Origin of the sequence: Novosphingobium soli (assembly GCF_042432915.1) — a bacterium.
GTDB classification, from domain to species: domain Bacteria; phylum Pseudomonadota; class Alphaproteobacteria; order Sphingomonadales; family Sphingomonadaceae; genus Novosphingobium; species Novosphingobium soli.
Genome location: NZ_JBHLWK010000001.1, coordinates 118,465 through 142,172, shown reverse-complemented (window position 1 = coordinate 142,172; position 23,708 = coordinate 118,465). Strand labels below are relative to the sequence as shown.

The 23,708-nt window shown below is 70.8% G+C and carries 19 protein-coding genes and 1 tRNA gene; 3 read left to right on the top strand and 17 right to left on the bottom strand.

All coding sequences use genetic code 11. The annotated features are described in order from the left end of the window. Positions 1-25: 25 nt before the first annotated feature. Both ACFFJC_RS00550 and ACFFJC_RS00545 read right to left on the bottom strand, forming a co-directional pair. Positions 26-373, bottom strand: a complete 348-nt coding sequence (locus ACFFJC_RS00550) for a hypothetical protein (protein ID WP_379485623.1) — start codon at positions 371-373, stop codon at positions 26-28. Positions 374-642: 269 nt separating this feature from the next. Next, complete coding sequence (locus ACFFJC_RS00545; RefSeq protein WP_379485622.1) at positions 643-1,866, bottom strand: CaiB/BaiF CoA transferase family protein; 1,224 nt, start codon at positions 1,864-1,866, stop codon at positions 643-645. A 249-nt stretch (positions 1,867-2,115) separates the two neighbouring features. On the opposite strand from ACFFJC_RS00545, the gene ACFFJC_RS00540 reads away from it, so the two are divergent. Then, positions 2,116-3,339 carry an MFS transporter gene (locus tag ACFFJC_RS00540; RefSeq protein WP_379485621.1) on the top strand — a complete coding sequence of 408 codons (1,224 nt, stop codon included), beginning with the start codon at positions 2,116-2,118 and terminating at the stop codon, positions 3,337-3,339. A gap of 18 nt (positions 3,340-3,357) precedes the next feature. Here ACFFJC_RS00540 and ACFFJC_RS00535 read toward each other — a convergent pair whose 3' ends face one another. Genes ACFFJC_RS00535 through ACFFJC_RS00525 form a run of 3 tightly spaced genes read right to left on the bottom strand, consistent with a single transcriptional unit; the run spans position 3,358 to position 6,762 of the window. Continuing rightward, the gene (locus ACFFJC_RS00535; RefSeq protein ID WP_379485620.1) at positions 3,358-4,392 is read right to left on the bottom strand and encodes a zinc-dependent alcohol dehydrogenase; all 1,035 of its coding nucleotides are present in this window, start codon (positions 4,390-4,392) and stop codon (positions 3,358-3,360) included. After that, the gene (locus tag ACFFJC_RS00530; protein WP_379485619.1) at positions 4,389-5,579 is read right to left on the bottom strand and encodes a sulfotransferase family protein; all 1,191 of its coding nucleotides are present in this window, start codon (positions 5,577-5,579) and stop codon (positions 4,389-4,391) included. The genes ACFFJC_RS00535 and ACFFJC_RS00530 overlap by 4 nt, the downstream gene beginning before the upstream one ends. 10 nt (positions 5,580-5,589) lie before the next feature. Further along, entirely contained in the window at positions 5,590-6,762 is a 1,173-nt protein-coding gene (locus ACFFJC_RS00525) for a hypothetical protein (RefSeq protein WP_379485618.1), read from the bottom strand. Between the two features lie 197 nt (positions 6,763-6,959). Between ACFFJC_RS00525 and ACFFJC_RS00520 the strand changes: the two genes are divergently transcribed. Next, a complete protein-coding gene (locus ACFFJC_RS00520) occupies positions 6,960-8,207 on the top strand; it encodes a cytochrome P450 (RefSeq protein ID WP_379485617.1) in 1,248 nt (415 codons plus the stop codon). Beyond that, positions 8,204-8,791: a TetR/AcrR family transcriptional regulator gene (locus ACFFJC_RS00515; RefSeq protein ID WP_379485616.1), complete on the top strand. Its 588-nt coding sequence runs from the start codon at positions 8,204-8,206 to the stop codon at positions 8,789-8,791. Before ACFFJC_RS00520 ends, ACFFJC_RS00515 begins: the two co-directional genes overlap by 4 nt. A 674-nt stretch (positions 8,792-9,465) precedes the next feature. Here ACFFJC_RS00515 and ACFFJC_RS00510 read toward each other — a convergent pair. From ACFFJC_RS00510 to ftsA, 12 genes are all read right to left on the bottom strand, one after another. After that, positions 9,466-10,476 (bottom strand): bile acid:sodium symporter family protein, encoded by a 1,011-nt coding sequence (locus ACFFJC_RS00510; protein ID WP_379485615.1) that lies wholly within the window; start codon positions 10,474-10,476, stop codon positions 9,466-9,468. Between the two features lie 19 nt (positions 10,477-10,495). Then, positions 10,496-11,431, bottom strand: a complete 936-nt coding sequence (locus ACFFJC_RS00505; protein ID WP_379485614.1) for an NAD-dependent epimerase/dehydratase family protein — start codon at positions 11,429-11,431, stop codon at positions 10,496-10,498. Further along, positions 11,428-12,576 (bottom strand): glutamate 5-kinase, encoded by a 1,149-nt coding sequence (gene proB, locus ACFFJC_RS00500; protein ID WP_379485613.1) that lies wholly within the window; start codon positions 12,574-12,576, stop codon positions 11,428-11,430. The genes ACFFJC_RS00505 and proB overlap by 4 nt, the downstream gene beginning before the upstream one ends. A gap of 534 nt (positions 12,577-13,110) precedes the next feature. Further along, entirely contained in the window at positions 13,111-14,166 is a 1,056-nt protein-coding gene (gene obgE / locus ACFFJC_RS00495; RefSeq protein ID WP_379485612.1) for a GTPase ObgE, read from the bottom strand. 164 nt (positions 14,167-14,330) lie between these two features. Further along, positions 14,331-14,406: transfer RNA gene (locus tag ACFFJC_RS00490), tRNA-Ala, on the bottom strand. A gap of 126 nt (positions 14,407-14,532) precedes the next feature. Beyond that, complete coding sequence (locus ACFFJC_RS00485) at positions 14,533-15,288, bottom strand: hypothetical protein (protein WP_379485611.1); 756 nt, start codon at positions 15,286-15,288, stop codon at positions 14,533-14,535. A 179-nt stretch (positions 15,289-15,467) separates the two neighbouring features. Then, a complete protein-coding gene (locus ACFFJC_RS00480) occupies positions 15,468-16,208 on the bottom strand; it encodes a Bax inhibitor-1/YccA family protein (protein WP_379485610.1) in 741 nt (246 codons plus the stop codon). A gap of 438 nt (positions 16,209-16,646) precedes the next feature. Continuing rightward, the gene (gene proC / locus ACFFJC_RS00475; protein ID WP_379485609.1) at positions 16,647-17,456 is read right to left on the bottom strand and encodes a pyrroline-5-carboxylate reductase; all 810 of its coding nucleotides are present in this window, start codon (positions 17,454-17,456) and stop codon (positions 16,647-16,649) included. A gap of 89 nt (positions 17,457-17,545) precedes the next feature. Continuing rightward, a complete protein-coding gene (locus ACFFJC_RS00470; protein WP_379485608.1) occupies positions 17,546-18,052 on the bottom strand; it encodes a type III secretion system chaperone family protein in 507 nt (168 codons plus the stop codon). A 155-nt stretch (positions 18,053-18,207) separates the two neighbouring features. Continuing rightward, the gene (locus ACFFJC_RS00465; RefSeq protein WP_379485711.1) at positions 18,208-20,172 is read right to left on the bottom strand and encodes an SPOR domain-containing protein; all 1,965 of its coding nucleotides are present in this window, start codon (positions 20,170-20,172) and stop codon (positions 18,208-18,210) included. A gap of 511 nt (positions 20,173-20,683) precedes the next feature. Then, a complete protein-coding gene (gene ftsZ, locus ACFFJC_RS00460) occupies positions 20,684-22,237 on the bottom strand; it encodes a cell division protein FtsZ (protein WP_379485607.1) in 1,554 nt (517 codons plus the stop codon). Positions 22,238-22,416: 179 nt separating this feature from the next. Beyond that, a complete protein-coding gene (gene ftsA / locus ACFFJC_RS00455; RefSeq protein WP_379485606.1) occupies positions 22,417-23,697 on the bottom strand; it encodes a cell division protein FtsA in 1,281 nt (426 codons plus the stop codon). Positions 23,698-23,708 lie beyond the last annotated feature (11 nt).

Below are 23,708 nucleotides of genomic sequence, written 5' to 3'. Positions count from 1 at the left end.
CAGGCAGGCCCCGGAAGCGGACGTTTCAGGCCGACCAGCAGCGGAGTGGCGATCCGAAAATGCCGGGTGCGGCAAGGTCGTCCACGTCAGTCCCCCAAAAGCACAGGAACCTGTCATTCTCGGACTGATAGACGAGCCAGTACCCCTCGGAATGAGCCACGCAGTGCCCGGTGATGGTGTCACCAACATTCGCATCTGGGAATCCGGGCTCAACAACCTGGGCGGTCACAAGGAACGGGGCGCAGACTGCCTCGCGTAGCGCCCGCTCTAAGCCCCCAATGTAGCTTTCGACATCCTTGCCTGCACCGACATATACGTCGCTGACATCAGACATTTGCGCGTCGAGGCGTACTAACGGATCGAACAAAGCCATCATCGCCTCCTGCAAGAAGCAACGGTATCCACGATGTCCGCTTTGCCCGCAATGCAAAGCTAAAGCCGCCCTTCCTCTTCCCACCCCAAAGCGGACCTCCCCACCCCCGCTCAGCCTGAGCTTGTCGAAGGCCCCCAGACGTGGCGCAAGGTTCCCATGCTTCGACAAGCTCAGCATGAGCGGCCTGGAGGGGTGACGCCAACTCCCCACCCGTTGCTGCCATTGAGCAGACGTCGAATTGGTCCACGCCGCCTGGGATCGGGCGCGCGTCACCCCGGTCCGGCGACGATGCCGCGGGCCGCCCAGCTGGCGATGTCGGCCTCGGCCAGCCCGGCCTCGCGCAGCACTGCGGCGGTGTCGCGGCCCATTGCCGGGGCGCAGCGCGGCGCCGGCGGGAGCGGGCTGCCGCCGAACGACACCGGCCCGGAGACGACGGTGACCGGCGTGCCGTCCGCGACCACCACGTCGAACAGCGCATCGTTGGCGCGCGCCTGCGGATCGGTGACCAGCTCGCGCAGGTTCTGCACCACTTCCCAGGGCGCGTCCCAGTCCGCCAGGGCGGCGCGCCAGTCCTCCAGCGTGCGCGCCGCGAAGGCCTCGTCGAGCGCCTCGAGCAGCGCCTCGCCGTGCTCCACCCGCGCCTCGGCGCTGGCGAAGCGGGGATCCTGCAGCAGCGCCTCGCGCCCCAGGCGGCGGCACAGCTCGGGCCAGTAGCGCTCGGGATCGAGGAACATGAGCTGCAGGTAGCGCCCGTCCGCGGTCTCGTAGGCGCTCGTCAGCGCATGGCGCCCGGGATTGGCGAGGCGGGCGAGCTGCGCGTCCGACAGCGCCGCGCCCATCGTCACGTCGGCCGAGAGGATCCACAGCGCCGAGGACAGCAGCGAGACCTCGACGCTCGTCGCCTCCCCGGTCCGTTCGCGGTGGAACAGCGCGCTGGCGAGGCCGAAGGCCACGTTCATTGCGCCGGCATGGTCGCCGAGCGCCGGCCGCGGGCGCGCCGGGCGCTGCCCCGGGGCGGAGAGCATGTGCGCGAAGCCCCCGCGCGCCCAGAAGCACGAGGCGTCGTAGCCGGCGCGGTCCGCCTGCTCGCCCCTGAAGCCCAGGCCGTTGCCGTGCGCGTAGATGATCCGCGGGTTGCGGGCGCGCAGCACCTCGGGCGTCAGGCCCAGGCGGCGCAGCGCGCCGGGGCGGATCGAGGTGAGGAACACGTCCGCGGTCTCCACCAGGCGCAGCAGCACCTCGCGCCCCTCCTCGGTCTTGAGGTCGATCGCCACCGAGCGCTTGCCGCGGTTGTTGAGCTCCATCGCCAGGTTGGCGGAAGCGGTCTGGCGCCCGTCGGCGATCTTGAGCCGGCGATAGGGGTCCCCGTCGGTCATCTCGATCTTAATGACGTCGGCGCCGAGGTCGGCGAGGATCGCACCGGCCGCCGGCACGAACACGAACTGCGCGAGCTCCAGCACCCGCACGCCCTCGAACACCTGCGTCGCGAACATGGCCGTTCCCCTCTCTCTTCCCGCGATCCCGCCGCGGCGTCTGGTGGCACAGGATAGACAGCGCATCAGTGCGTAGCAAGCGCTTGGTAAAGGCTTGCCACCCGGTGCAACGCGCGCTGCAACGCTCGGGCGATTTCGGCGCGAGTCACCGCGAACCGCGCCGCGCCGGCCGGGGCGCGGGTTTCGGGCCGCGCGCGCAACTGGCAAAGTCCGCGCGGGCAGGAAAGCCTGTCCGGGAGAGATGAAACCTTGCGTTACCTATCGGAAATCGCGTCCGCATGGCGCCCGCTGCTCGCCGCCGGCCTGGGCATGGGGACGGGCATGTCGATCGCCGGCACCGTCACCAGCGCCATCGCCCCCACCCTCGTCGCCGACGCCGGGTGGAGCAAGGCCCAGTTCGCGATGACCGGGACGCTCGGCCTGCTGACGGCGCTGTCGATGCCCTTCGTCGGTCGCCTCGCGGACCTGCTCGGGGTCAAGCTGACGGCGCTGATCGGGATCGTCGCCATGCCGCTGACGCTGCTCGGGTTCAGCCTGAGCGGCGGCTCGTTCACCGCCTACGTCGCCGTCTTCGTGCTCCAGAGCACGATCTGCGTGACGACGACCGCCACCGTCTACACCCGCCTCGTGGTCCAGCACGTCGCGCATGCGCGCGGGCTGGCGCTGGCGATCGTCGCCTGCGGCCCGGCGCTGTTCAGCGCCATCGGCGGACCGCTGCTCAACGCCTTCGTCGAGGCGCAAGGGTGGGTCGCCGCCTACCGCGCGCTGGCGCTGTTCACGGCGTTCACGGGGATCGTCACGTTCCTGCTGATCCCGGGCAGCCGCAGCCATGCGACGGTGGCCACCGGCGCGCGCCGCCCCGCGCGCGAGGACTATCCCGAGATCTTCCGCGAGCCGGCGTTCTGGATCCTGCTGGCGTCGATGTACCTGTGCAACCTGCCGCTGACGCTCATCCTGGTGCAGCTCAAGATGCTGGTGCTCGACAACGGGATCACGCCGGAGGGCGCCTCGATCATGTTCACCGCGCTGGCGGCCGGGATGCTGCTGGGGCGCTTCATCACCGGCGTCGCGCTCGACCGGCTGGCGCCGCAGCTGGTCTCCTTCGTCACGCTGGGCCTGCCGGGCATCGGCCTCTTCGTGCTGGCCACCAGCTGGGACTCGCCCGCGATCATCACCGCCTCGGTGTTCAGCCTGGGCTTCGCCGTGGGTGCCGAGGGCGACATCCTGGCGTTCCTGGTGGCGCGCCACTTCCGCCCGGAGATCTACTCCAGCGTGCTCGGCCTGCTCACCGCCGCCTGCGCGCTGGCGGCCGCCTCGGGCGCGGCGTTCCTCAGCTGGTCGCTGGCGCGCACCGGCAGCTTCGACACCTTCCTCGTCGCGGCGGGGACCGGGGTGGTGACCGGCTCGCTGCTGCTGCTGATGCTGCGGAGACGGCCGGAGGCGGCGCTCCGGGGACAACCCGTGGCCGCCTGAACGCACGCCGGCAGGCCGTCAGCCCGCGTTGCAGCGCACGTGGACCTTGGTCTCCGCGTTGGGACCGCGCAGCGTCGCGAACATGGCGGGAAGCTGCGCCAGGTCGACCTGCGCGGTCACGATCGCCTTCGGGTCGGGATGGCCCGCGCCTGCGATCCGGTCGCGGTCGAGCAGGTCGGCGATGTAGAGGAACTCGCGCATCGAGTAGCCCACCGCGAAGTGCAGCGAGAGGCACTTGTAGCTCGCCACCGCCGGGATCACCGGGTCGGGCGACGTGCAGAAGCCCAGGCTGACGATCCGGCCGAACGGCGCCGCATGGGCGATGGCGCGGCCGAGCATGCCCTCGGCCCCGACGCATTCCAGCACCACCTGGGGCGCGCCGCCCAGAGCCTCCACGACGTCTCCCGCTTCCGCTGCGCCGAAAGCGACGAAGGCATCGGCGCCCATCGCCAGGCTGAGGTCGCGCCGCCGGGGCGAGCGCGACATCGCCACCACGCGGCCGGCACCCAGCCGCCGCGCCCAGTACATCGCGTAGAGCGCGACGGTGCCGCCGCCGAGCACGAGCACCCGCTCGCCCGGGCGGATCGCCGCCATGCGCGCGCCGTAGAGGCTGATCGCCAGCGGCTCGATCAGCGCCCCGTCCGCCATCGAGAGCGTGGCGGGCAGCCGCGTCGCCAGGCTCGCCGGGACGCGCGCCAGTTCGGCAAAGCCGACCGAGGCGGTGCCAGGCGCTTCCCGGCACAGCACGTTGTTGCCATGGGCGCGGCAGCTCTCGCACTGCCCGCAGGCGACGGAGGGAAGCACCGCCAGCGGATCGCCGGCCTTCCAGCCCGCGACGTTCGCGCCCACCTCCACCACGGTGCCGGCGTATTCGTGCCCGAACTGCACGCCCGCCCCGAAGTCCCAGGCACCGCCCTGGGTCATCGCCAGGTCGGTGCCGCAGATGCCGCAGCGGTCGACACGGATCAGCAGGTCGTCCGGGCCGGGCACGGGATCGGCCAGGTCCTCGATCACGATGGCCTGGCCGCCGCCGGGATAGATCGCCGCCTTCATGCCCTGCCCTCCACCAGGTCGTAGCGCCGGACATAGTCGCCGAAAGGCTCGCGCGCCTCCTCCATGCTCATGCCGTAGTCGGCGATGGCATAGCGGTGGACGCCCCGGCTCAGCTCCGGCTTGTCGGCGATGCGCCGCAGCAGCGCGGCGCGGGTCTCCTCGGGAATGTCCATGCCGATGAAGCGGTAGATCGCCTCCAGCGTCTCCATCGGGCGTGCGTGGAAATCCGCATGGACGACGTCGAGCACCTGCCCGGGATGGCGCGCGCGCACCGCCTCCGCCCGGCGCACCGCTTGGGCCCACTTGGCGACCTCGCGCCGCATCAGGGTTTCCGCCCGCTGGGCCTTGCGCTCGGGCTCCATCAGCCCGTTGAGGTTCATCAGCAGCGAGACCAGGCTGGGCACCGCCTTGGCGGGATCGCGGTGGGTCTGGATCACGCGGGCATCGGGGAAGACGGCGAAGAGCAGGTCAAGGTGCTGGATGTGCCCGGGGTTCTTGAGCAGCCAGCGCTTGTCCGGATCGTTCAGGCCGACCAGCTGGACGCAGCGCGCGAAGTGGCGATAGGCCGGCGTCTCGTCCTGGCACTGCCACCAGGCGTCGTAGGTCGCCGCCGACCAGCCGCAGGACCACAGGTTCGAGACGAAGGACTGGCGCAGCACCATGCAGCACTCGTGCACCTCCTCGGCGGCGCGAAAGTGCGCGGCGCGCGCGTCGGGGGCGGCGGCATACTGCGCATCGAGCGCGGCCACGGTCTTGCGGTACTGCGGGTAGTCGCCCCAGGTCTCCAGCGGCGGGCGCGGCATCGGGCTGTCGAGCAGCCAGGTCTGCAGTCCCTGGAACCGCGGATCGACGGCGAGCAGCCGGTGCAGCGCGGTCGTGCCGGTGCGCGGCACCCCGGTGATGACCACGGGCGAGAGCACCGCGCGCGCATCGAATCCGGGGTTCGCCTTCATCGCCGCGATCGCCTGCGACCGGCCCCGCAGCACGCCCACCACCATGCCCCAGGCAGCGCGCCGCCCGGTCTCGGAGAAGCGCGGGTCGTAGTCCATCGACTGCAGCAGCACGGTGAGGCCGGGAAGATAGTCCGGCGCGCCGAAGTCGTCCGAGCCGACCTCCGCGGCGACGGTCGCGTGCAGCTGGTCGAGCGCGTGGCGGAAGGCCGCGGGCGGATCGTAGCTCAGGTCCATCGGCCCGCCCTCACCAGCGGCGGCGGCGCTGGCAGGCGACCGCGCGGCGGCGGATCTCCTCGGCCCGCTCCTGCGGCGTGACCACGGGGGTGTCCGGGGGCAGGTGATCGCGCAGCTCGGCCAGCTTCACGCGGGCGATCGTCGGCACCGGCTCGCTGTCGCAATCGTACCAGCGGCCGTAGATCCCGCCCTCGTTGTAGCCGGCCGGGTCGAGCCAGTTGGGCACGCCCGGGTCGGTCAGCGCGATCACCGCGCGCAAGCGCCCGTCGCTCGACAGGCGGGCCATGGCGCCGTTGGTGCTGCTGAGGCGGTAGACGTATTCCAGCGCGTTGAAGTACGGATCGTTGAGCTGCACGTTCCAGTACGGCGCGCGCGCCGGGATCTCGGTCTCGATGACGAGCGCCTCGTCGTCCGCCAGCTGGAAGCACGCGGGCCAGTAGGTCTGCTTCACCAAGGCGCCCGGGTAGCGGACCGGCTCGAAGACGTTGAAGCCCACACTCTCCCTCACTGCGTTCTGCATGGGGTAGTAGAGGTCGGTCTTGCGCCGCGGCAGCCTGGCCATCTCTCCGATCCGGCGCAGGATCTCCTCGGGCGCGAGCCGCGGCTTGGGGCCGACCGGGTCAAGGCACTCGATCGCCAGCACCGGGTCCACCTCCTTCTCCCAGTCGTACATGCGGTAGCGGGTGAACATGCCGCGCGCGGAGGGGTGGATCGGCGCCCAGTGTCCCGCGTAGCCGGCGGGCCGCTCGGCGCTGAAGACGATGGAGAAGTCCTCCCCCAACCCGATGCCGAGGTCGTTGGTGTCGAGCTCGTTGTGGCCGTTGGGGCGCGGCATCTCGTCCACCGTGCCCGACAGTGCGGCCTGGGTGGTGAACGAGAGGATGCGGCAGGTGCCCCGGTTGCCGGACACGCGATAGGTCAGGTCGCCGCGGATGGGCGACTGGACGTAGATGTCGTCCGGGTTGGGCTGGAGCGTGTAGACCGGGTTCCACAAGGGTGCCCAGTCGGGATGCTCGGCGTCCGCGTGGAAGTACATGAAGTAGGCGTAGGACAGGCTCATCATCGTCTGGCGGTAGACGTCGGCGCGGTAGGCCGGGTCGTCGGGCCGCCAGGTGTCGGAAAGGTTGGCGACCGCACCTTCCAGGTCGCCAAGGTAGGAGAGGATCTTGGGTTCGATCTGCATCGGTCTTCGCCTTGCCGTCAGCCGGGTTCAGTACACTTGATAGTGCATGCTATCTTTCTCGGCCAGCGATCCGCCATCGCCCCGGCGAATTGCACCCCCCGCCCCCGATTGACCGGCGCCGGTTTGCAGGTAGACTGACTGGCAAAACGCGACGTGCCTTCACGAAGAGCGCACGCCACCCGGAGAGGGCCACCGTCATGACGCGCATCGAAGAGCTCGCACTGTACCACCTGCCGGTCGAGACCGCGGACTTCGCCAACGATCCCGACCCGTGGCTCGCGCGCGCGCGTGCGCAGCATCCCTGGCTCGCCACCAGCGCGATCGGCCCGGTGCTGACCTCCTACCGCGCGATCGACGAGATCATGCGCATGGACGACGCGCTGGAGATGCCCGGGCGCGAGATCGTCGACATCATGGGCGCGCGCGGGACCGGCTGGGGCGACTTCGCGCAGGAGATGATGCTGGTGCGCCACGGCGCCGACCACCAGCGCCTGCGCTCCAGCGTCAGCGCCGCCTTCGGGCCGGGCAACGTCAAGCGCATGCGCCCGGTGATGGTCGCGACGATCTCCGCCCTGCTCGACGAGTGGGCGCCCAAGGGCCGCTTCGACTTCACCGAGTTCGCCGCCAACTTCCCCGTCCGGGTGATGTTCGCGCTGATCGGCGGCGACGTCGCCCGGCTGCCGGCGATCATCTCCTCGCTGGAGGTGCAGGGCACCAGCTTCAACATGATCGTCGAGGACATGCCGCGGATCGAGGCGGCCTACCAGGTGCTGTGGCGCTTCGTCGACGACCTCATCGCCGAGCGCGGGCCTGACGCCGGGAGAGGCGACCTGCTCGACGACCTCATCGCCGCGCAGACCCGCGGCGACCTCACCGCCAAGGAGCTGCGCCAGATGCTCGTGTTCCTGTTCGGCGCGGGCTACGACACCTCGAAGAACCTGCTCACGCTGCTGATGGACTCGATGATCGCACACCCGGCGATCTGGCAGCGCTGCGCGCAGGATCGCGAGTACTGCCGCAAGGTGGTGCGCGAGCAGCTGCGGCTCACCAGCCCGTCCAACACCTATCGCGTCACCACCCGCGACCTGACCTGGGAAGGCGTGACCATCCCGGCGGGCACCATGCTGCTGTTCCCCCTGGGTATCTCGGGCCGCGACCCGGAGCTGTTCTCCCGCCCGCTGGCGTTCGACCCCGACCGCGCGGACCGCACCGCCCCGCTCGCCTTCGGGCGCGGCATGCACATCTGCCTCGGCCAGTTCCTCGCCCAGGCCAACGTCGAGGAGGCCACCCACCTCATCGCCCGGCGCCTCACCAACCCGCGCCACGACGCCCCGCCCACCTGGCGCAGCTTCTGCGGGGTGTGGGGAATCAAGTCGCTGCCGATCGCCTTCGACCCTGCCCCCTCGCCCGCCCCCGACCGCGCGCTGGAGCCCGCCGGCCGATGACGGGCGCCAGCGCCAAGCCGGCCCGCCGCATGGCGACCCGCCGGTCCGCCACCCACGACGCCCTGCTCGACGCGGTGGAGGCGATCATGCACGAGGAAGGCTATGCCGCGCTCACTTCGCGCCGGGTGGCGCTGCGCGCGGGCATCAACCAGCAGACGCTCTACTATTACTTCGCGACGATGGACGCGCTGCTGCTGGCCGCCTACCGCCGCCGCACCGGCGCGATGCGCGCGCGCGTGGAGGCGGCGCTGGCGCAGGAGCGGCCGCTGCATGCGCTGTGGGCCTGCTTCTCCGACCCGTTCGACGCGGCGCTGACGATGGAGTACCTCGCGCTCGCCAACCACAACGAGGCGGTGCGGGGGGAGACCGTGGCGTTCGGCGAACAGCTGCGCGCGCTGCAAGTCGCGGCGCCGGCGCTCTCGGGCCTGCTCCCGCCGGACGCACCGGCCCATCCGCTCGGCCTGGTCATGGCCCTGACCTGGGTGGCGCACCTGATGGGCTTCGAGGCGACGCTGGGCCTGCGCGGCGGTCACCAGGAAGCCACGGCGCTGGCGCAATGGGCGCTCGGTCGGGTCGAGCCCTAGGCGGCGTGGACAAATTGGGACGTCCGGTTTCGCCCCACCCTCCCCCTTGGGGGAGGGGAACCATGCGAAGCATGGTGGAGGGGCACGAGCGGTTTGCGTGACCTTCACCGGCAGGAGGTTCTGCTGCGGGCCAACGCGATGACACGCAAACCGAGGGTGCCCCTCCACCACCCTGCGGGTGGTCCCCCTCCCCGTTCCGGGGAGGATGGCTACGACGGCTTACGCCCCCTTGCGGCCATAGGCAAAATCCGCGACCGTTCGTGAAAAGGAGTAAAAATGGTGGGTTTCTTTGGCGTGCTGGCGCATGGGAAAATTACCACAGATCGGCTAGAAAAGAACGGCGAGGTGCCCCGAGGATTTTACGTTTGGAAATATAAATTTGCAAAAAATTACCAAATCGCGATCGAAAAGTCTTTTTCTCAGGTAATAAAGGATTTTGAGAGTCGGTATAAATCTATGGGTATATCTGAATCGGAACTTTCCCTCGAATGCGACCAAGTGTGCAAGGTATCCCCTTTTGCGCTTCTGAGAAGGCCAGAGGGATATGCTTTCTATATAGATTAACTCCCGACCTTCCTTGTTTGGTTCGACTGTAGCAAATAAGGTCGAAGGCAGTTATGTCCGCTTCCCACCCATTTCGGTCATTCCGTCGACACGGAATTTGTCCACGCGGCCTAGGCCGAGGCCGCCGGGGCGGTCGGGGCTGGCGCGGCCGCCGCCGCCCTCTCGTTCTCGGCCGCCAGCTTGCGCGCCAGCACCGCGCAGACCATCAGCTGGATCTGGTGGAAGAACATCAGCGGCAGGATGATCGCGCCCACTTGCGCGGCGGGGAACAGCACCCCGGCCAGCGGCACGCCGGTCGCCAGGCTCTTCTTGGAACCGCAGAACAGCAGCACGATCCGGTCCTCGCGCGGGAAGCCCAGCGCCTTGCCCGCCAGCGTGCCCGCCACCATCACCACCGCCAGGACGGCGAGCGAGAGGACGGCGATCAGCGCCAGCTCCCCCAGCGTCACCTTCTGCCACAGCCCCTCGATCACCGCGGCGCCGAACGCGGTGTAGACCACCAGCAGGATCGAGCCGCGATCGACGGTGCCCAGGACCTTCTTGTTGCGCGTCACGAAGCCGCCGATCCACGGGCGCAGGAAATGGCCGGCCAGGAACGGCAGCAGCAACTGCACGGCGATGGTGAGGACCGGGTCGGCGGAGAAGCCCTGGCTCTGCCCGGTGATGAACAGCGCCGTTAGCAGCGGCGTGATGAAGATGCCCGCGAGATTGGAGAACGAGGCGCTGCACACCGCCGCGGCGACGTTGCCGCCGGCGATCGCGGTGAAGGCGATCGACGACTGCACGGTCGAGGGCAGCAGCGTCAGGAACAGCACCCCGGTCGCCAGCGACGGCTCCAGCCCGGGGATCGCGCGGATGCCCAGCCCCAGGACCGGGAACAGCCCGAAGGTCACCGCGGCGACGGTCAGGTGCAGCTTCCACGCGCGCGCGCCGTCGACGAGGGCCTGGCGGGAGAGCTTGGCGCCGTGCAGGAAGAACAGCAGCGCAATGCCCGCGTCCGCGACCCCGCCGGCGATCCCGGCCCAGATCCCCCGCGCCGGCAGCACCGAGGCGAGGCCCACGGTGCCGACCAGCAGCAGCAGGTAGGGGTCGATGTTCAGCCGGGCGAGCAGTCCCTTCATCCGTGCGCGATCCTTTGCCTCACAGCCACTTGTTCTCGCGATACCACTGCGCGGTGGCCCTGAGCCCCTCGCGGGTCTCGACGCGCGGTTGCCAGAGCGTGGCCGGAACAGCGGCCTCGGGCGAGACCACCCAGTCCGGATGGCTGAAATAGGCGGCACGGTCGAGCGTCATTTTCGCGCGGGGGCCGCGCAAAAAGTTGTCGAGGCGCGCGGCGCGGGCCAGCATCGGCTGCGACAGGCCGATCACGCGCGGCCGCTTGCCCAGCGCCCAGCCGATCGCCAGCGCCGTCTCGTAGTGGTCCCAGCCCTGCGGCTTGCCGTCGTCCGGCTCGAACACGCGCCCGCTCACGCTGCCCACGCCGGGCAGGTCCGAGGGAACCAGCGCCACCAGCAGCCGCGCAAGGTCGTCGACGTGGATCAGCGAGGCGCGCCCGTCGCGCGGCATCGGCATCACCCCCCAGCGCGCGGCGCGGAACAGCTCCAGCATCTCCTTGTCGCGCGGGCCGTAGATCGCCGGCGGGCGCACGATGGTCCAGTCGAGCGGGCTGGCCATCAGCAGCTTCTCGGCCTTGGCCTTCGAGGCCCCGTAGGCCGAGAGCTCCGGCTGGCGCGCGGAGAGCGAGGAGACCTGGACGAAGCGCCGTACGCCGCCGGCGATCGTCGCCTCGATCAGGTTGAGCGTGCCGGTGACGTTGCCCGCCTCGAAGCCGGCCGCGTCGGGCGCGTTGACCACGCCCGCGACGTGGATCGTCGCCTCGGCGCCGCGCACCAGCTCGGCCAGCGCCGCGTGGTTGCCAAGGTCGCCGCCGATCCACTCGACGCGAGCGCGCTCGGGCTGGCCGCGCCGGGTCAGCGCGCGCACGGCATAGCCGCCGGCGAGCAGCGCCTCGAGCGTGGCCTGGCCGACGAAGCCGGTGGCGCCGGTCAGCGCGACGACGGGACGGGCGCCGCTCACGACTTGAGCACCAGCTGGTCGCGGTGGACCACCGCCGAGCGGGGCGCATAGCCGAGCACCGCCTCCTGCTCGCTCGAATGCAGGCCGACGATGGCGGCGCACTCGGTGGCGCCGTACTCCGACAATCCGTGCGCGAGCACCCGCCCCTCGGGATCGAGGATGGCGACCGGATCGCCGCGGGAGAACACGCCTTCGACCGCCGTGACGCCCTTGGCGAGCAGGCTGGAGCCACGCGCCAGCGCCGCCGCGGCGCCCGCGTCGACCACGAGCCCGCCCTTGAGCCGCAGCCGCCCGCCCAGCCACGCCTTGCGCGCGCCGGCCCGGCGCCCGCCGGAGCGGGCCCGGGGCACGAACAGCGTGCCGATGCCCTCGCCGAAGATGCGCGCCAGCGGGCGCTCGTGCTGGCCGTTGCCGATCACCAGGCCAATGCCCGCCAGCTCCGCGATCTCCGCCGCCTGCAGCTTGGACACCATGCCCCCCGAACCCAGGCCGGAGTTCGATTCGGTGCTCGCCATGGCATGAATCTGCGCGGTCACGCCTTGCACCACCGGGATCATCCGCGCGTCGGGAAGCCGGGGATGGCGATCGTAGAGGCCGTCGATGTCGGAGAGCAGGACCACCGCGCTCGCCTGCGCGGCCTGCGCCACGCGCGCGGCCAGGCGGTCGTTGTCGCCGAAGCGGATCTCCTGCGTCGCCACCGAATCGTTCTCGTTGATGACCGGCACCGCGCCCGCGTCCAGCAGCCGCGTCAGCGTGGCGGTGACGTTGAGGTAGCGGCGGCGGTCCTCCAGGTCTTCCAGCGTCAGCAGCATCTGCGCCGCGGTCAGGCCGTGCCCGGCAAGGAGCTCGGCCCACAGGCCCGAGAGCGCGATCTGCCCGACCGCCGCGGCCGCCTGCGCGTCGGCGAGGCTGCCGCGCCCGCCCTTCTCCAGCCCCAGCGTCGCGGCGCCCAGCGCGATGGCGCCCGAGGACACCACGATCACGTCCTGCCCCCGCGCCCGCGCCTCGGCGATCTCCGCCACCAGCTGCGTGAGCCACGCGCGCCGCACCCCCTGCGGCCCGACCAGCAGCGCCGAGCCCACCTTGATGACGAGGCGGGGCGCAAGGGCGGGGTCGGCGAGGTCGGGGAGTCGGGCGATGGGCATGGGAGCGCCAGCCTCTAGGGGAAAGCCGGGGCGGTGGAAAGCCGCAGCGTGCCGCGATGCGGCGATGCGGCCTCTTGACAGGATTAACCACTTCGGTTATAAGCTCCGACACCGACTTCGGTCGGTCCAGCGGCGGGGCGGGGGCGTGAAGCTGACGTTTCCCTCTCCCGCACGCGGTCGGCGCCCGGTTGCGGATTGACCGGACAACAACCGCCATACCGGATGCGTGGATGAACGGGGGTATGCCCCCAGGGTCGATGGAAGGGGCGGGCCCGCTCCATCATCCCCGCGCACCGCAGGGCTGGCCGGGAGCATCGCGAGGTCTGCCCCTCACCGGCCGAGACGCAAGATCAAAGGCAAGACCCGGCATGTCGCCTGAAGCCGGCGGCCCCCAGCGCCGGCCGCAGCCCGTCCGCTGTCCTCCGTTCTGGCGTTATCCCGGGCTCGCCGCCGGGCGATCGGGCATGCCCGCCTGCCGCCGTACCGCGGCCGCCCCTTAACCGCCTCGCTGCCGCCTCCGCGCGGAGCCGGCGGTCAGAGCGGCGACCAGGGCTTGTCGTCGGCTTCCTCGCGCTCCCCCTCGGGACGCTCGGTCACCGTGGCGGCGGGCAGGTAGTCGATCACCGCGTCGAGCAGCTGCGACATGCCCTTGCCGGTCGCGCCGGAGATCGGGAACACCTCGTCGGCGCCGGCCTTGAGCAGTTCGCGCGCATAGTCCTGCGCCAGCGCGTCGTCGACGAGGTCGACCTTGTTCAGCGCCACCAGCCGCGGCTTCTCGTCCAGCCCTTCTCCGTAGGCCTCCAACTCCTCCTCCACCACGCGCATCGCCTCGACCGGGTCGGTGCTGGAGATGTCGATGAGGTGGACCAGCACGCGGCAGCGCTCGATGTGGCCGAGGAAGCGGTCGCCGATCCCGGCGCCGTCGGCGGCACCGGCGATCAGGCCGGGGATGTCGGCCAGCACGAACTCGCGGTGCTTGTGGGTGACGACGCCGAGCTGCGGGCGCAGCGTGGTGAAGGCGTAGTCGCCGACCTTGGCCTTGGTGTTCGACAGCTTGTTGATGAAGGTCGACTTGCCGGCGTTGGGCATGCCCACCAGGCCGACGTCGGCCAGCAGCTTCAGGCGCAGCCAGACCCACAGCTCCTGCGCCGGCATGCCCGGCTGGTGCTGGCGCGGCGCGCGGTTGGTGCTGGTCTTGTAGCTGGCGTTGCCGCGCCCGCCCAGGCCGCCTTCGAGCAGGACCACGCGCTGCCCGGCCTCGGTGAGGTCGGCCAGCACCGTCTCGCGGTCCTCGTCGTCGATGATCTGCGTCCCCACCGGCACCTTGACGACGAGGTCCTTGCCCGCCGCGCCATTGCGGTTCTTGCCCATGCCGTGGCCGCCGCGCGGCGCCTTGAAGTGCTGGGTGTAGCGAAAGTCGATCAGCGTGTTGAGCCCGGCCACGGCCTCGAACACCACGTCGCCGCCCTTGCCGCCGTTGCCGCCGTCGGGGCCGCCGTACTCGACGTACTTTTCGCGCCGGAAGCTGACCGCCCCGGGTCCGCCCGCGCCTGCACGGATGTAGATCTTGGCCTGGTCGAGAAAGTGCATGGTCCGTCGCTTCCGGCGCGTCGCGCGCGCGCTTCCATCGCGACCGGGTCCCGGCCGCCGGGTTGATGTCCCGCTATACGCCGCTGGCCGCAGATAAACAAAAAACCCGGCCGCGTTGCGGACCGGGTGGCGCCCGGACACCCGAGCATGCCTCGATTGGATACTGGTGGAGCCGAGGGGGATCGAACCCCTGACCTCGTCATTGCGAACGACGCGCTCTCCCAGCTGAGCTACGGCCCCGTTCCAGTATCGAGCCCGATCGTCCACCATGCCGGCGGACCGCGTCGGGAGCGCCCCCTTAGCGAAGAGAACCCGCGCGGAAAAGGGCAAAAATGCAGGCCGGGCGTTTTCCCGCCGGCATCGGCCTTACTGCGCGTAGCCCTTGGGCTGCGCCATCGTCTGCTCCGCCGTCGGCCGCACGGTGATGAGGCCGTTGCTGCTTCCGTAGCGCGACTGCCAGGCGGCGAGGTCGGCGCGGTACTGCTCGTAGGCGTCGAAGAACTCCTTGAACGGCGCCTCCAGCTTGGCCAGCCCCTTGTACGAGTACGCCTCGAACTGCGAGGGATCGACCGTCTGCAGCTCGGCGCTCAGTTCCATCGCCGCCTTGCAGAAGCCGGAATCGACCGGCGGCAGCGAGAAGAAGTTGTAGACCTGCGTCTGGTACGTCTCGCGCGCGACGGTGGCGGCGCGGCCCGCGTGCTGGGTGCGGAAGCTGGCGTCGATGTCGCGGCTCGCGCGGTCGAGCGACTTGTCGTAGACCTTGAGGAAGCGCTTGTAGCCTTCCAGGATCGGCGTGTACTCCGCCTCCACGCAGTTGAGCGCGGCGACGTTGTAGCCCGAGCGCAGGTTCCACACCGCCTGCGAGGTGGAGATGCCGTAGTTCACCGTATGGCGGGTGCCGTCGTTGCTGACCGGCGGGATCGTCATCTCGTCCGGCGCGCCCATCGGCGGCGTCGGCTTGGGCGGGATCACCACGACCGGGGGCGGCGGCGCCGGGGGCGGCGGCGGCTTGGCGCAGCCCGCCAGCGCGGCGAGCGTCACTGCCACGGCCGAGCCCGCCAGCAGGGACAGGCGGTGCCGCAGATCCTGCTGGCCCACCCGCTTCTCAGTACCTGGGTTCAACGCTCGTTCTCCATCGCACCGCCGAGGTCTAGCGGTGCCGGCCGGCAAAGGAAATGCCCGGTGCGACGAAACGCACCGGGCATCGAGCTTATCCGAATCGGGGCTGTGGATTACTCGGCGCTGACCGGAATCCGCACCGTTACAGCCCCCGGCCGTGCCGCCGGATCAGTCCCGCCGGATCAGTCCCTCTGGCCCAGGAAGCTCAGCAGGAACTGGAACATGTTGATGAAGTCCAGGTAGAGGCTGAGCGCGCCGAGCACCACGGCCTTGCCGACGAAGTCGGTGCCGCGAAGCTGGGCGTACTGGTTCTTGAGCATCTGCGTGTCGTAGGCGGTGAGGCCCGCGAAGATCAGCACGCCCAGGATCGAGATCACCAGCTGCAGCACGCTGGACCCCACGAAGATGTTGACCAGCGTGGCGATCAGGATGCCGACAAGGCCCATGATGAGGAAGGTGCCGAAGCCCGACAGGTCCTTCTTCGTGGTGTAGCCGTAGAGGCTCAGGCCCGCGAAGGCGGCCGCGGTCGCGAAGAAGGTCGTCGCGATCGAGGTGGCGGTGAAGACCAGGAAGATGGTCGAGAGCGACAGGCCCATCACGGCCGCGAACGACCAGTAGAGAACCTTGAGCGTCCCTTCGCTGAAGCGCGCCGCGCCGCCGCTGATCGCGAAGACGAAGCCGAGCGGGGCGAGCATGATGACCCAGCGCAGCGGCGTGGTCATCACCGCGGCCGCATAGCCCGACTGTGCGAAGAGCAGCGCGACGATGCCCGAGAGCAGGACGCCCGATGCCATGTAGTTGTAGATCGACAGCATGTGCCGCCGCAGACCCGTGTCGTATGCGGTCCGGCCGGCGGTGCGCCCGTCGAGGCTCGGAGACGCACCGAAGCCCGCACGGGGCTGGGGGTCGTTCCAATTCGCCATTTCTAACTCCCTTTCGCGGAAAACCTGCACGATGCGGTCCCGCACGAAGGGGAATATCGTCCTGCGCCCGGCAAGATTCAAGGAAAACCGGAAGCCGCCCTTTGTGACAAAGTGTAAAGCGCGCGAGGTGCGTGCTGCGGCGTGAGCGGGGCGTGGCGGGGCAGGAGTTCGCGGCCTGCCCCGCCGCCCTCTCCGCCCCGCTCAGCCTGAGCCTGTCGAAGGCCCCGCGGCGAGGCGCGAGGGTCCATGCTTCGACAAGCTCAGCATGAGCGGGGTGTGTGAGGCGAGCGCAGGTCGCCGCCTGCCCCGCCGCCCTCTCTCCTCCCCGCTCACCATTAACGGGTGTGGGAGGCGAGCGCAGGTCACCGCCTGCCCCGCCGCCCTCTCCTCCCCGCTCAGCCTGAGCTTGTCGAAGGCCCCGGAACTGAAGCCTTCAGGTCAGCCCTGCCGGGCGGCGGCGGCCATCTCGGCGTTGCGGTCGCGCGCCGCGGCCATGGCGCGGGCGACCACCGCCGCCAGCGCGCCGCCGGCATCGAGGACGTCGAGCCCGGCGCGGGTGGAGCCGCCGGGGCTGGCCACCTTGTCAGCCAGCTCGCCGGGCGAGGACGGCGAGGCGGCGGCGAGCAGCGCGGCGCCTTCTGCCGTGGCGAGCGCGAGGCGGCGGGCCTGCCCCTCCTCGATCCCGAGCGCGATGGCGCCCGCGGCGAGCGAGTCGATGAAGCGGTAGACGAAGGCGGGGCCGCACCCGGCCAGCGCGGTCACCGCGTCGAACAGGTGCTCGCCCGCCAGCCACTCGGGCGTGCCGAGCGGCGCCATGAGCGCGGTCACCGCGGCGCGGCCGGTCTCGTCGAGGCCCTTAGCGTCGAGCGCGATCGGCGAGCGGCCGATCGCCGCCGCGAGATTGGGCATGATCCGCACCACCGCCCCGGCCTGCGGGAAGCGGGCCGCGAGGCTGGCGATCTCGACCCCGGCGAGGATCGAGAACAGCACGCTCTCGCGCCCGACCAGCGGCGCCAGCGGGGCCACCACCTCGTCCAGCCCCTGCGGCTTGACGCCCAGCAGCACCGCATCGAAGCGCCCTTCCGCCGGCAGCGCCCGCAGCAGGGTCACGCCCTCGGGGACCGCGTCGCGATGGGGGTCGACCACGGTGAAGCGCGCCGCGGGGATGCCGCCCGCCAGCCACCCCGCCAGCATCGCGCCCGCCATGTTGCCGCAGCCCACCAGCAGGATGCTCTGAAATCGCTCCATGTCCACTCCACCTCGCGCGGCAACGATGCCGGTCCAGGCCGCGGCTTAGGCCAGCCCCGGCCGGGTGCCAAGGCCCGAGGCGCAGGCGCTCAGGCCTCTCCGGCGGCGTCCACCAGGGCAGCGGCGAGCGCCTCGGCGGGCGTCTTGTCGCCCCACAGGATGAACTGGAACACGGGATAGAAGCGGTCGCATTCCTCGATCGCGGCTTCCACCACCATCTGCGCCTGCCCGGGACCGAGCAGCCCGTCGGGGCCGAGCATCAGTCCGTGGCGGTAGAGCACGACGCCGCCGTTCGACCAGACGTCGAAGTGGCCCAGCCAGAGCTGCTCGTTGATGAGCGCCAGCGCCTCGAACACCGCCTGGCGCTTGGGTTCGGCGATGCGGATGTCGGGTAGGCAGAGAAGCTGGAGCACCCGATCCTCCGGGCGCCAGATCGCCTGGATCTGGTAGCTCGCCCAGGCCCCCTTCACCTCGGCCGAGATCTCGTCCTCGCCCGAATACTCGAAGGGCCAGTCGCGGGCCTCGAACAGAGAGGCCAGCATCTCCACGGGTGCAGCCTCGTCGTCCCGGTCGATCTCGTCCTGAACCGTCCTCATAACTTGTGACATCTGCCCTCCGCAAAGACACAGCATGGATGGTGCCTCGGGCCGGGGCAGCACAATCCACCGGCCGGCATCGCCTGCGAATAACTGCACAAGCCTGTGAACAGGATGTGGATAAAATGAACAATCGTTAACGCACGGCGCCGCCGTCATTTGACGGAGAGCGGGTCCACCACTTGCCCGGCCGGGCTGGTCCAGGGCAGCGCATCGGGGAAGCCGTCCTTCTTTGCCTCCGCCAGGAAGGCGCTGGCCGCCTTCTGCGAGGCGAAGGGGCCGACGAGGATGCGGTTGGTGCGGCCCATCTCGCTGACGAAGGGCTCGCGCCCCTTGAACAGCGCGGGATGCTCGCGCGCGTAGCGCCGCCAGTCGAAGGCGATCGCGACTTCGCTGCGGCCGACGCCGATCTGCACCCAGATGCGGCTGGGGTGTGCCGGCGGCGCGGGCTTCTTCGCCCTGGCTTTGGCGTCTTTGGCGTCCTTGGCGTCGGCCGCCTTGGCGTCGGCGGCCTTGGTCTTCGCGTCGGCAGCCGGTTTGCCCTTGGCGGCCGCCGGCGGGGCGGCGGGCTTGTCCGGAGCGGGCGCGGGTTCCTCGGCCTTCGGCAGCTCGATCCTGGGCGGCGGGGCGGCGGGGGTGATCTTCCGGATGTCCACCGCGCCCGATACCGGCGCCGCCTCCACCGCCGGCTTGCCGAGATCGGCGAAGATCTCCGAGAGCGAAAGCTGCCGCGGCGGGGCCGCGGGAGCCGGCGTCGGCGTCGGCGTCGGGGGGGCAGCCGGAGAGGCGGCGGGCGCCGGCGCGGGCCTGGGGGTCGCCGCGACCCGCGCCGTCGCCGTCGAGGCGGGCAGGTGCGCGAGGTCGAAGCCCGGGGCCGGCGCACGCCGGGTGGCCGCTGCCGGCGCCTCCGCCGGGCGAGGCAGCGGCGCAGCAGGGGTCGCGGCGGGCGTCGTCGGCGGCGTCGGCGCAGGTGCCGGTGCCAGTGCGGGTGCGGGTGCCGGTGCAGGCGCCGATCGGGTCACGGGCGGCAGCTCGGCGCCCGGGGCCAGCGGCGGAAGCTCGATCCCGGCCCGCTCGATCGCGGGCTTGGGCTCGGGCGGCACCACGCGGTCGGGGTCGGCGGCGGCCACCTCGGTGCGGCGGACCGGGCGCGCGGCTGCCGGTGCCACGGCCTCCTTGCGGCTGCGCGCGCGCGATCGGGCCCGGCCGGCCGCGGTGTCCGCCCTGCCGAGCCGGGTGGAGGTGCCGCCGCCGAGCGCGTCGCCCTTGGGGATGAGGCCGGCGCCCGCCGCGGTCGGGCTGGGCGGGGCATAGGCGGCGATGCGCGGATCGTCGCGGCCGATCTCCGAGGCCCGCGGGAAGCGGCCGAGATTGGCCGCGGCGGCCTGCTGCGCCTTGGTCAGGCGCGGCATGTAGCGAAGGTAGGGAGCGATGTTCTGCGCCAGCGGCGCGGGCAGGATCTTGCCGGCGAGATCGACCGCCTCGGCGGTGTCCCCGCCGATCGCGAGCGTGAAGGCGCGGGCGCGCCAGCCCGGCTTGTCCTGCCGGTTCAGCAGCGGCAGCAGCGTGGCGTAGGCGCCGTCACCGTTGCCGGCGATGGCCTGGCTGATGCCGAGGCGGATGCGCACCTCGTCCGCCGCGGCCCCGCTCAGCGCCGGCAGCGCCAGCGCATAGGAGCGCTGCGCCGCGGCCCCGTCGCCGACGAGGTCGTAGGCGAGGCCCCGGTCGGCGGCGATCGCGGCTGGAGTCGCCCCGGCCCGGTCGGCCGCCTCGAACTGGGGGATGGCGCTGACGGGATCGCCGGCCAGGACATAGGCGCTGCCCAGCCCCGCCTTGACCCGCGGGTTGGCCGGGCTGATCTCGTCGGCGCGGCGGTAGAAGCCGATGGCGGCGTCGGAATCGTTCAGCCCGCGCGCCGCGTCGCCGGCCTCGATCAGGGCCTGGACGTTGCGCGGATCGCGGCCGATCTGCGCCAGCGCGGCGTTGAGCTTCCTGCTGTCCTCGCTCGGCAGCGCCTGCACGACGGGTCGCGAGACCGCGGCGACGCCCTGCCCCGCCGCACCCGCCGGCCAGGCGAGGACGCCGGCGAAAGCCGCTCCGGCCAGGAAGCGCGATACCATCCGATTCACCCGCAGATCCTTCGTCACCCCAGACGCGCCGCCCATGCGCCGGAATAGATGAACCCGGCACGAACGCAAGAACCCTGCGTCCGTAGCGCCCTGCGTTGAACGAGGTTATCCGCGATGCGCAGCGTCTATGCTGCACCAGAGAATGGAGGTGATTAGCATCGAGACGAACACTGCAATTATGATCGTCATGGCGTGCCTGGCGTTCACGACCCTGGTTCTCAAGGTCGTCGAAATGTCGCGCAAGCCGTGATGCCATAACGGGAGGGGGACGGGCTGGCACCTGTCCCCCTAACGATGAGGGGCGCACCGCTGGCACGGTGCGCCCCTGCTTGTAGAATAGGGGTGAAAGACATCTCACCCGAACACTGCGACCAACGATATAGCGCGCCGGATTGGCTGTTGCAACGAGCCGTCAACTCTTCGACCCGGCCAGCGCCGGAGCGCTCGCGCGGAGGGTGGATGCACCGGCTGCGCCCCTGCCTTGCGGCAGGGGCGCAGCACCTTATTGGTTGTTCTGGCGGCCGAGGAAGCGGGGGATGCTGATCGATCCGCCGTCGTTGTCGTCGTCGTCCGGCGCGTCGGCGGCGCCGGGCCGCGGGCGCGAGAGGTTGGTCATGCGCTCGAACAGCGTGCTGCCGCCGCCGGCGGGCTTGGGCCGCGGCGCGGCGGGCGGCTGCGCCTCGGTCATTCCCTGGCCGCCGTCGAGCAGCAGCTCGTCCTGCACGCGGCCGCGTGGCGGGGCCGCGGGCGCCGCCGGCGGGACCGGGTCGGGCTCGGCCTGCGCTTCGAAGCCGAGGTCGAGCGGCTCCTTCTGCGCGCCGCCGCGAAGGCCGGCGAAGCCGGAGTAGCTGCCGGCGGCCGGCTGGTCCTGCGCCTCGTCCGCGGCGCCGAGCTCCAGCTCGGACGCCGGCTCATAGGGCTGCGCCGGAGTGGCGAACGCCGCCGGCTGCTGCTGCGGGGCCGGCTGCGGGGCCGGGGCCGCGGCAGGCGCCTGGTAGGCGGCGGCGGGCGGGGCGTGGACGGTCGGCCGCACCGGCCCGCGCGAGGCGCCGAGGTTGAGCGGGCGCGAGGCGATCTCGGCCTGCTCGGTGGTCTGCTCGATGCCGGTGGCGACCACCGAGACGCGGATCTTGCCCTGGAGGTCGGGATTGAAGGCCGAACCCCAGATGATGTTGGCATCCGGGTCGACCAGCTCGCGGATGTGGTTCGCGGCCTCGTCCACCTCGAGCAGCTTCATGTCGTCGCCGCCGATGATCGAGATGATGACGCCCTTGGCGCCCTGCATCGAGACGCCGTCGAGCAGCGGGTTGGCGATCGCGCGCTCGGCCGCTTCCAGGGCGCGGTTGGGGCCTTCGCCCTCGCCCGTGCCCATCATCGCCTTGCCCATCTCCCCCATCACCGAGCGGACGTCGGCGAAGTCGAGGTTGATGAGGCCCGGCATGATCATCAGGTCGGTGATCGAGCGCACGCCCTGCTGGAGCACCTCGTCGGCGAGCGAGAACGCCTCCTTGAAGGTGGTCTCCGCCTTGGCCACCAGGAACAGGTTCTGGTTTGGGATGACGATCAGGGTGTCGACGTGCTTCTGCAGCTCCTCGATCCCGGCGTCGGCCGCGCGCATGCGGCGCGTGCCTTCGAACATGAAGGGCTTGGAGACCACGCCCACCGTCAGCACGCCCTTTTCGCGCGCGGCCTGGGCGATGATCGGCGCCGCACCGGTTCCGGTGCCGCCGCCCATGCCGGCGGCGATGAAGACCATGTGGACGCCGTCGAGCAGGCGCTCCAGATCCTCGCGCGTTTCCTCGGCCGCGGCGCGACCCACTTCGGGACGGGCGCCGGCGCCGAGCCCCTGGGTGATGTCGGGACCGAGCTGGATGCGCGTCTCGGCGATCGAGTTGTTGAGCGCCTGTGCGTCGGTGTTCGCGACGACGAAGTCCACGCCTTCGATCTGCGCGTGGATCATGTTGGCGATGGCGTTGCCGCCGGCCCCGCCGACGCCGATCACGAGGATGCGCGGACGAAGCTCCTCGATCGCCGGCGGTCCGATGTTAATGCTCATTTCGCTCTCCTGCAGGCACGTCGCGCGAGGAAAATTCCTTGACCACTCTGATTGCACGCTTCGATTCATCGACGCAAAGTGTCACGACCCTTTGTCCACAGCCAAAGCCGCCGTTTCCGCCAGTTTCCCGGCATCCGTCGCCGCTGTGGAACGGCTCGGCCCGCGATCCTCACGCCCGCTCAAAAGTACTCGCGCAGGGCGTGGTAAACGCGCCCGACCATCCCCAGGCTCCCGAGCTTGACGGTGCGGGTGTGGCCGCGCCCCAGCGCCCGGATGTCGACCGGGTCCGCCGCGGCGTAGAGGACCAGCCCCGCCAGGGTCGAGAAGCCCGGCTTGACGTGGGCCTCCGCCAGGCCGGAAAGCTGCGCCACCCGGCCGATGCGCACGGGCTTGCCGATCGCCGCCTGCGCATAGTCGGCCAGGCCCACCAGCTCCGCGCCGCCGCCGGTGAAGACCACCTGCTTGCCGCGCTGGCCGGTGAAGCGCATCGCCTTGAGCGCCTTGTTCACCTCCTCCATCAGCGTGCCGAGCTGGCCGGTGATGACGCCGATCAGCTCGGCGCGCGGGATGCGGTTCTTGTCGTCGGCATGGCGCGCGATCGGGCCGGTGCCTTCCTCGCCGGGTGCGTTGACCGGGATCATCTCGCGGTGGTCGTGCGGGCTGGCGATGGCCGAGCCGTTGACGCACTTGAGGCGCTCCGCCTGGAAGCGGCGGATGCCGAAGGCGGAGGCGATGGCATCGGTGATGTCGGCCGAGCCGATCGGGATCGACATCATGTCCTTGAGCATGCCCTGCTCGTAGATCGCGACGTTGGTGACCTCGCCGCCGAACTCGACCAGCGCCACTCCCAGGTCCCGCTCCTCGGGCGAAAGGCAGGCATGCCCCGCCGCGATCGGCGAGCCCACCACCGCCTCGACCTCCAGGTGCGCGGACTGCACCGCCTCGGTCAGGTTGCGGATCGGCGCCCCGTCGGCGAGCATGATGTGGATGTCCACGCCCAGCCGCTCGGCGTGGAGGCCCTTGGGGTTGGCCACCCCGTGCGCGCCGTCGAGCCGGTACTGCGCGGGCTGCGCATGGAGCACCATCCGCCCGTCGGGCTGGATCACGTCCTTGGCCGAGATGAGCAGCTGCTCGATGTCCTCCTGCTCGATGCGCCGGCCGCCGATCTCGGCGTCGAACTGGTCGATGCGGCTGGCGAGCCCGGCGCCCGAGCAGCCGATCCAGACCTTCTGCACGGCGGTGTCGGCCATCTTCTCGGCACGGTCGATGGCGTCGCGCACGGCGTAGGTCGCGGCGGCCATGTCGGTGACGTAGCCGCGCTTGATGCCCTGGCTCGCGCGGTGGCCCGACCCGAGCACGACCATGTCGCCCACTTCGTTGATCCCGGCGACGATCGCAGAGATGCGGAAGGAGCCGATGTTGACCGCGCCGAAGACGCGGGTGATGCGCGGTGCGGGCATTAGCGGGGCCT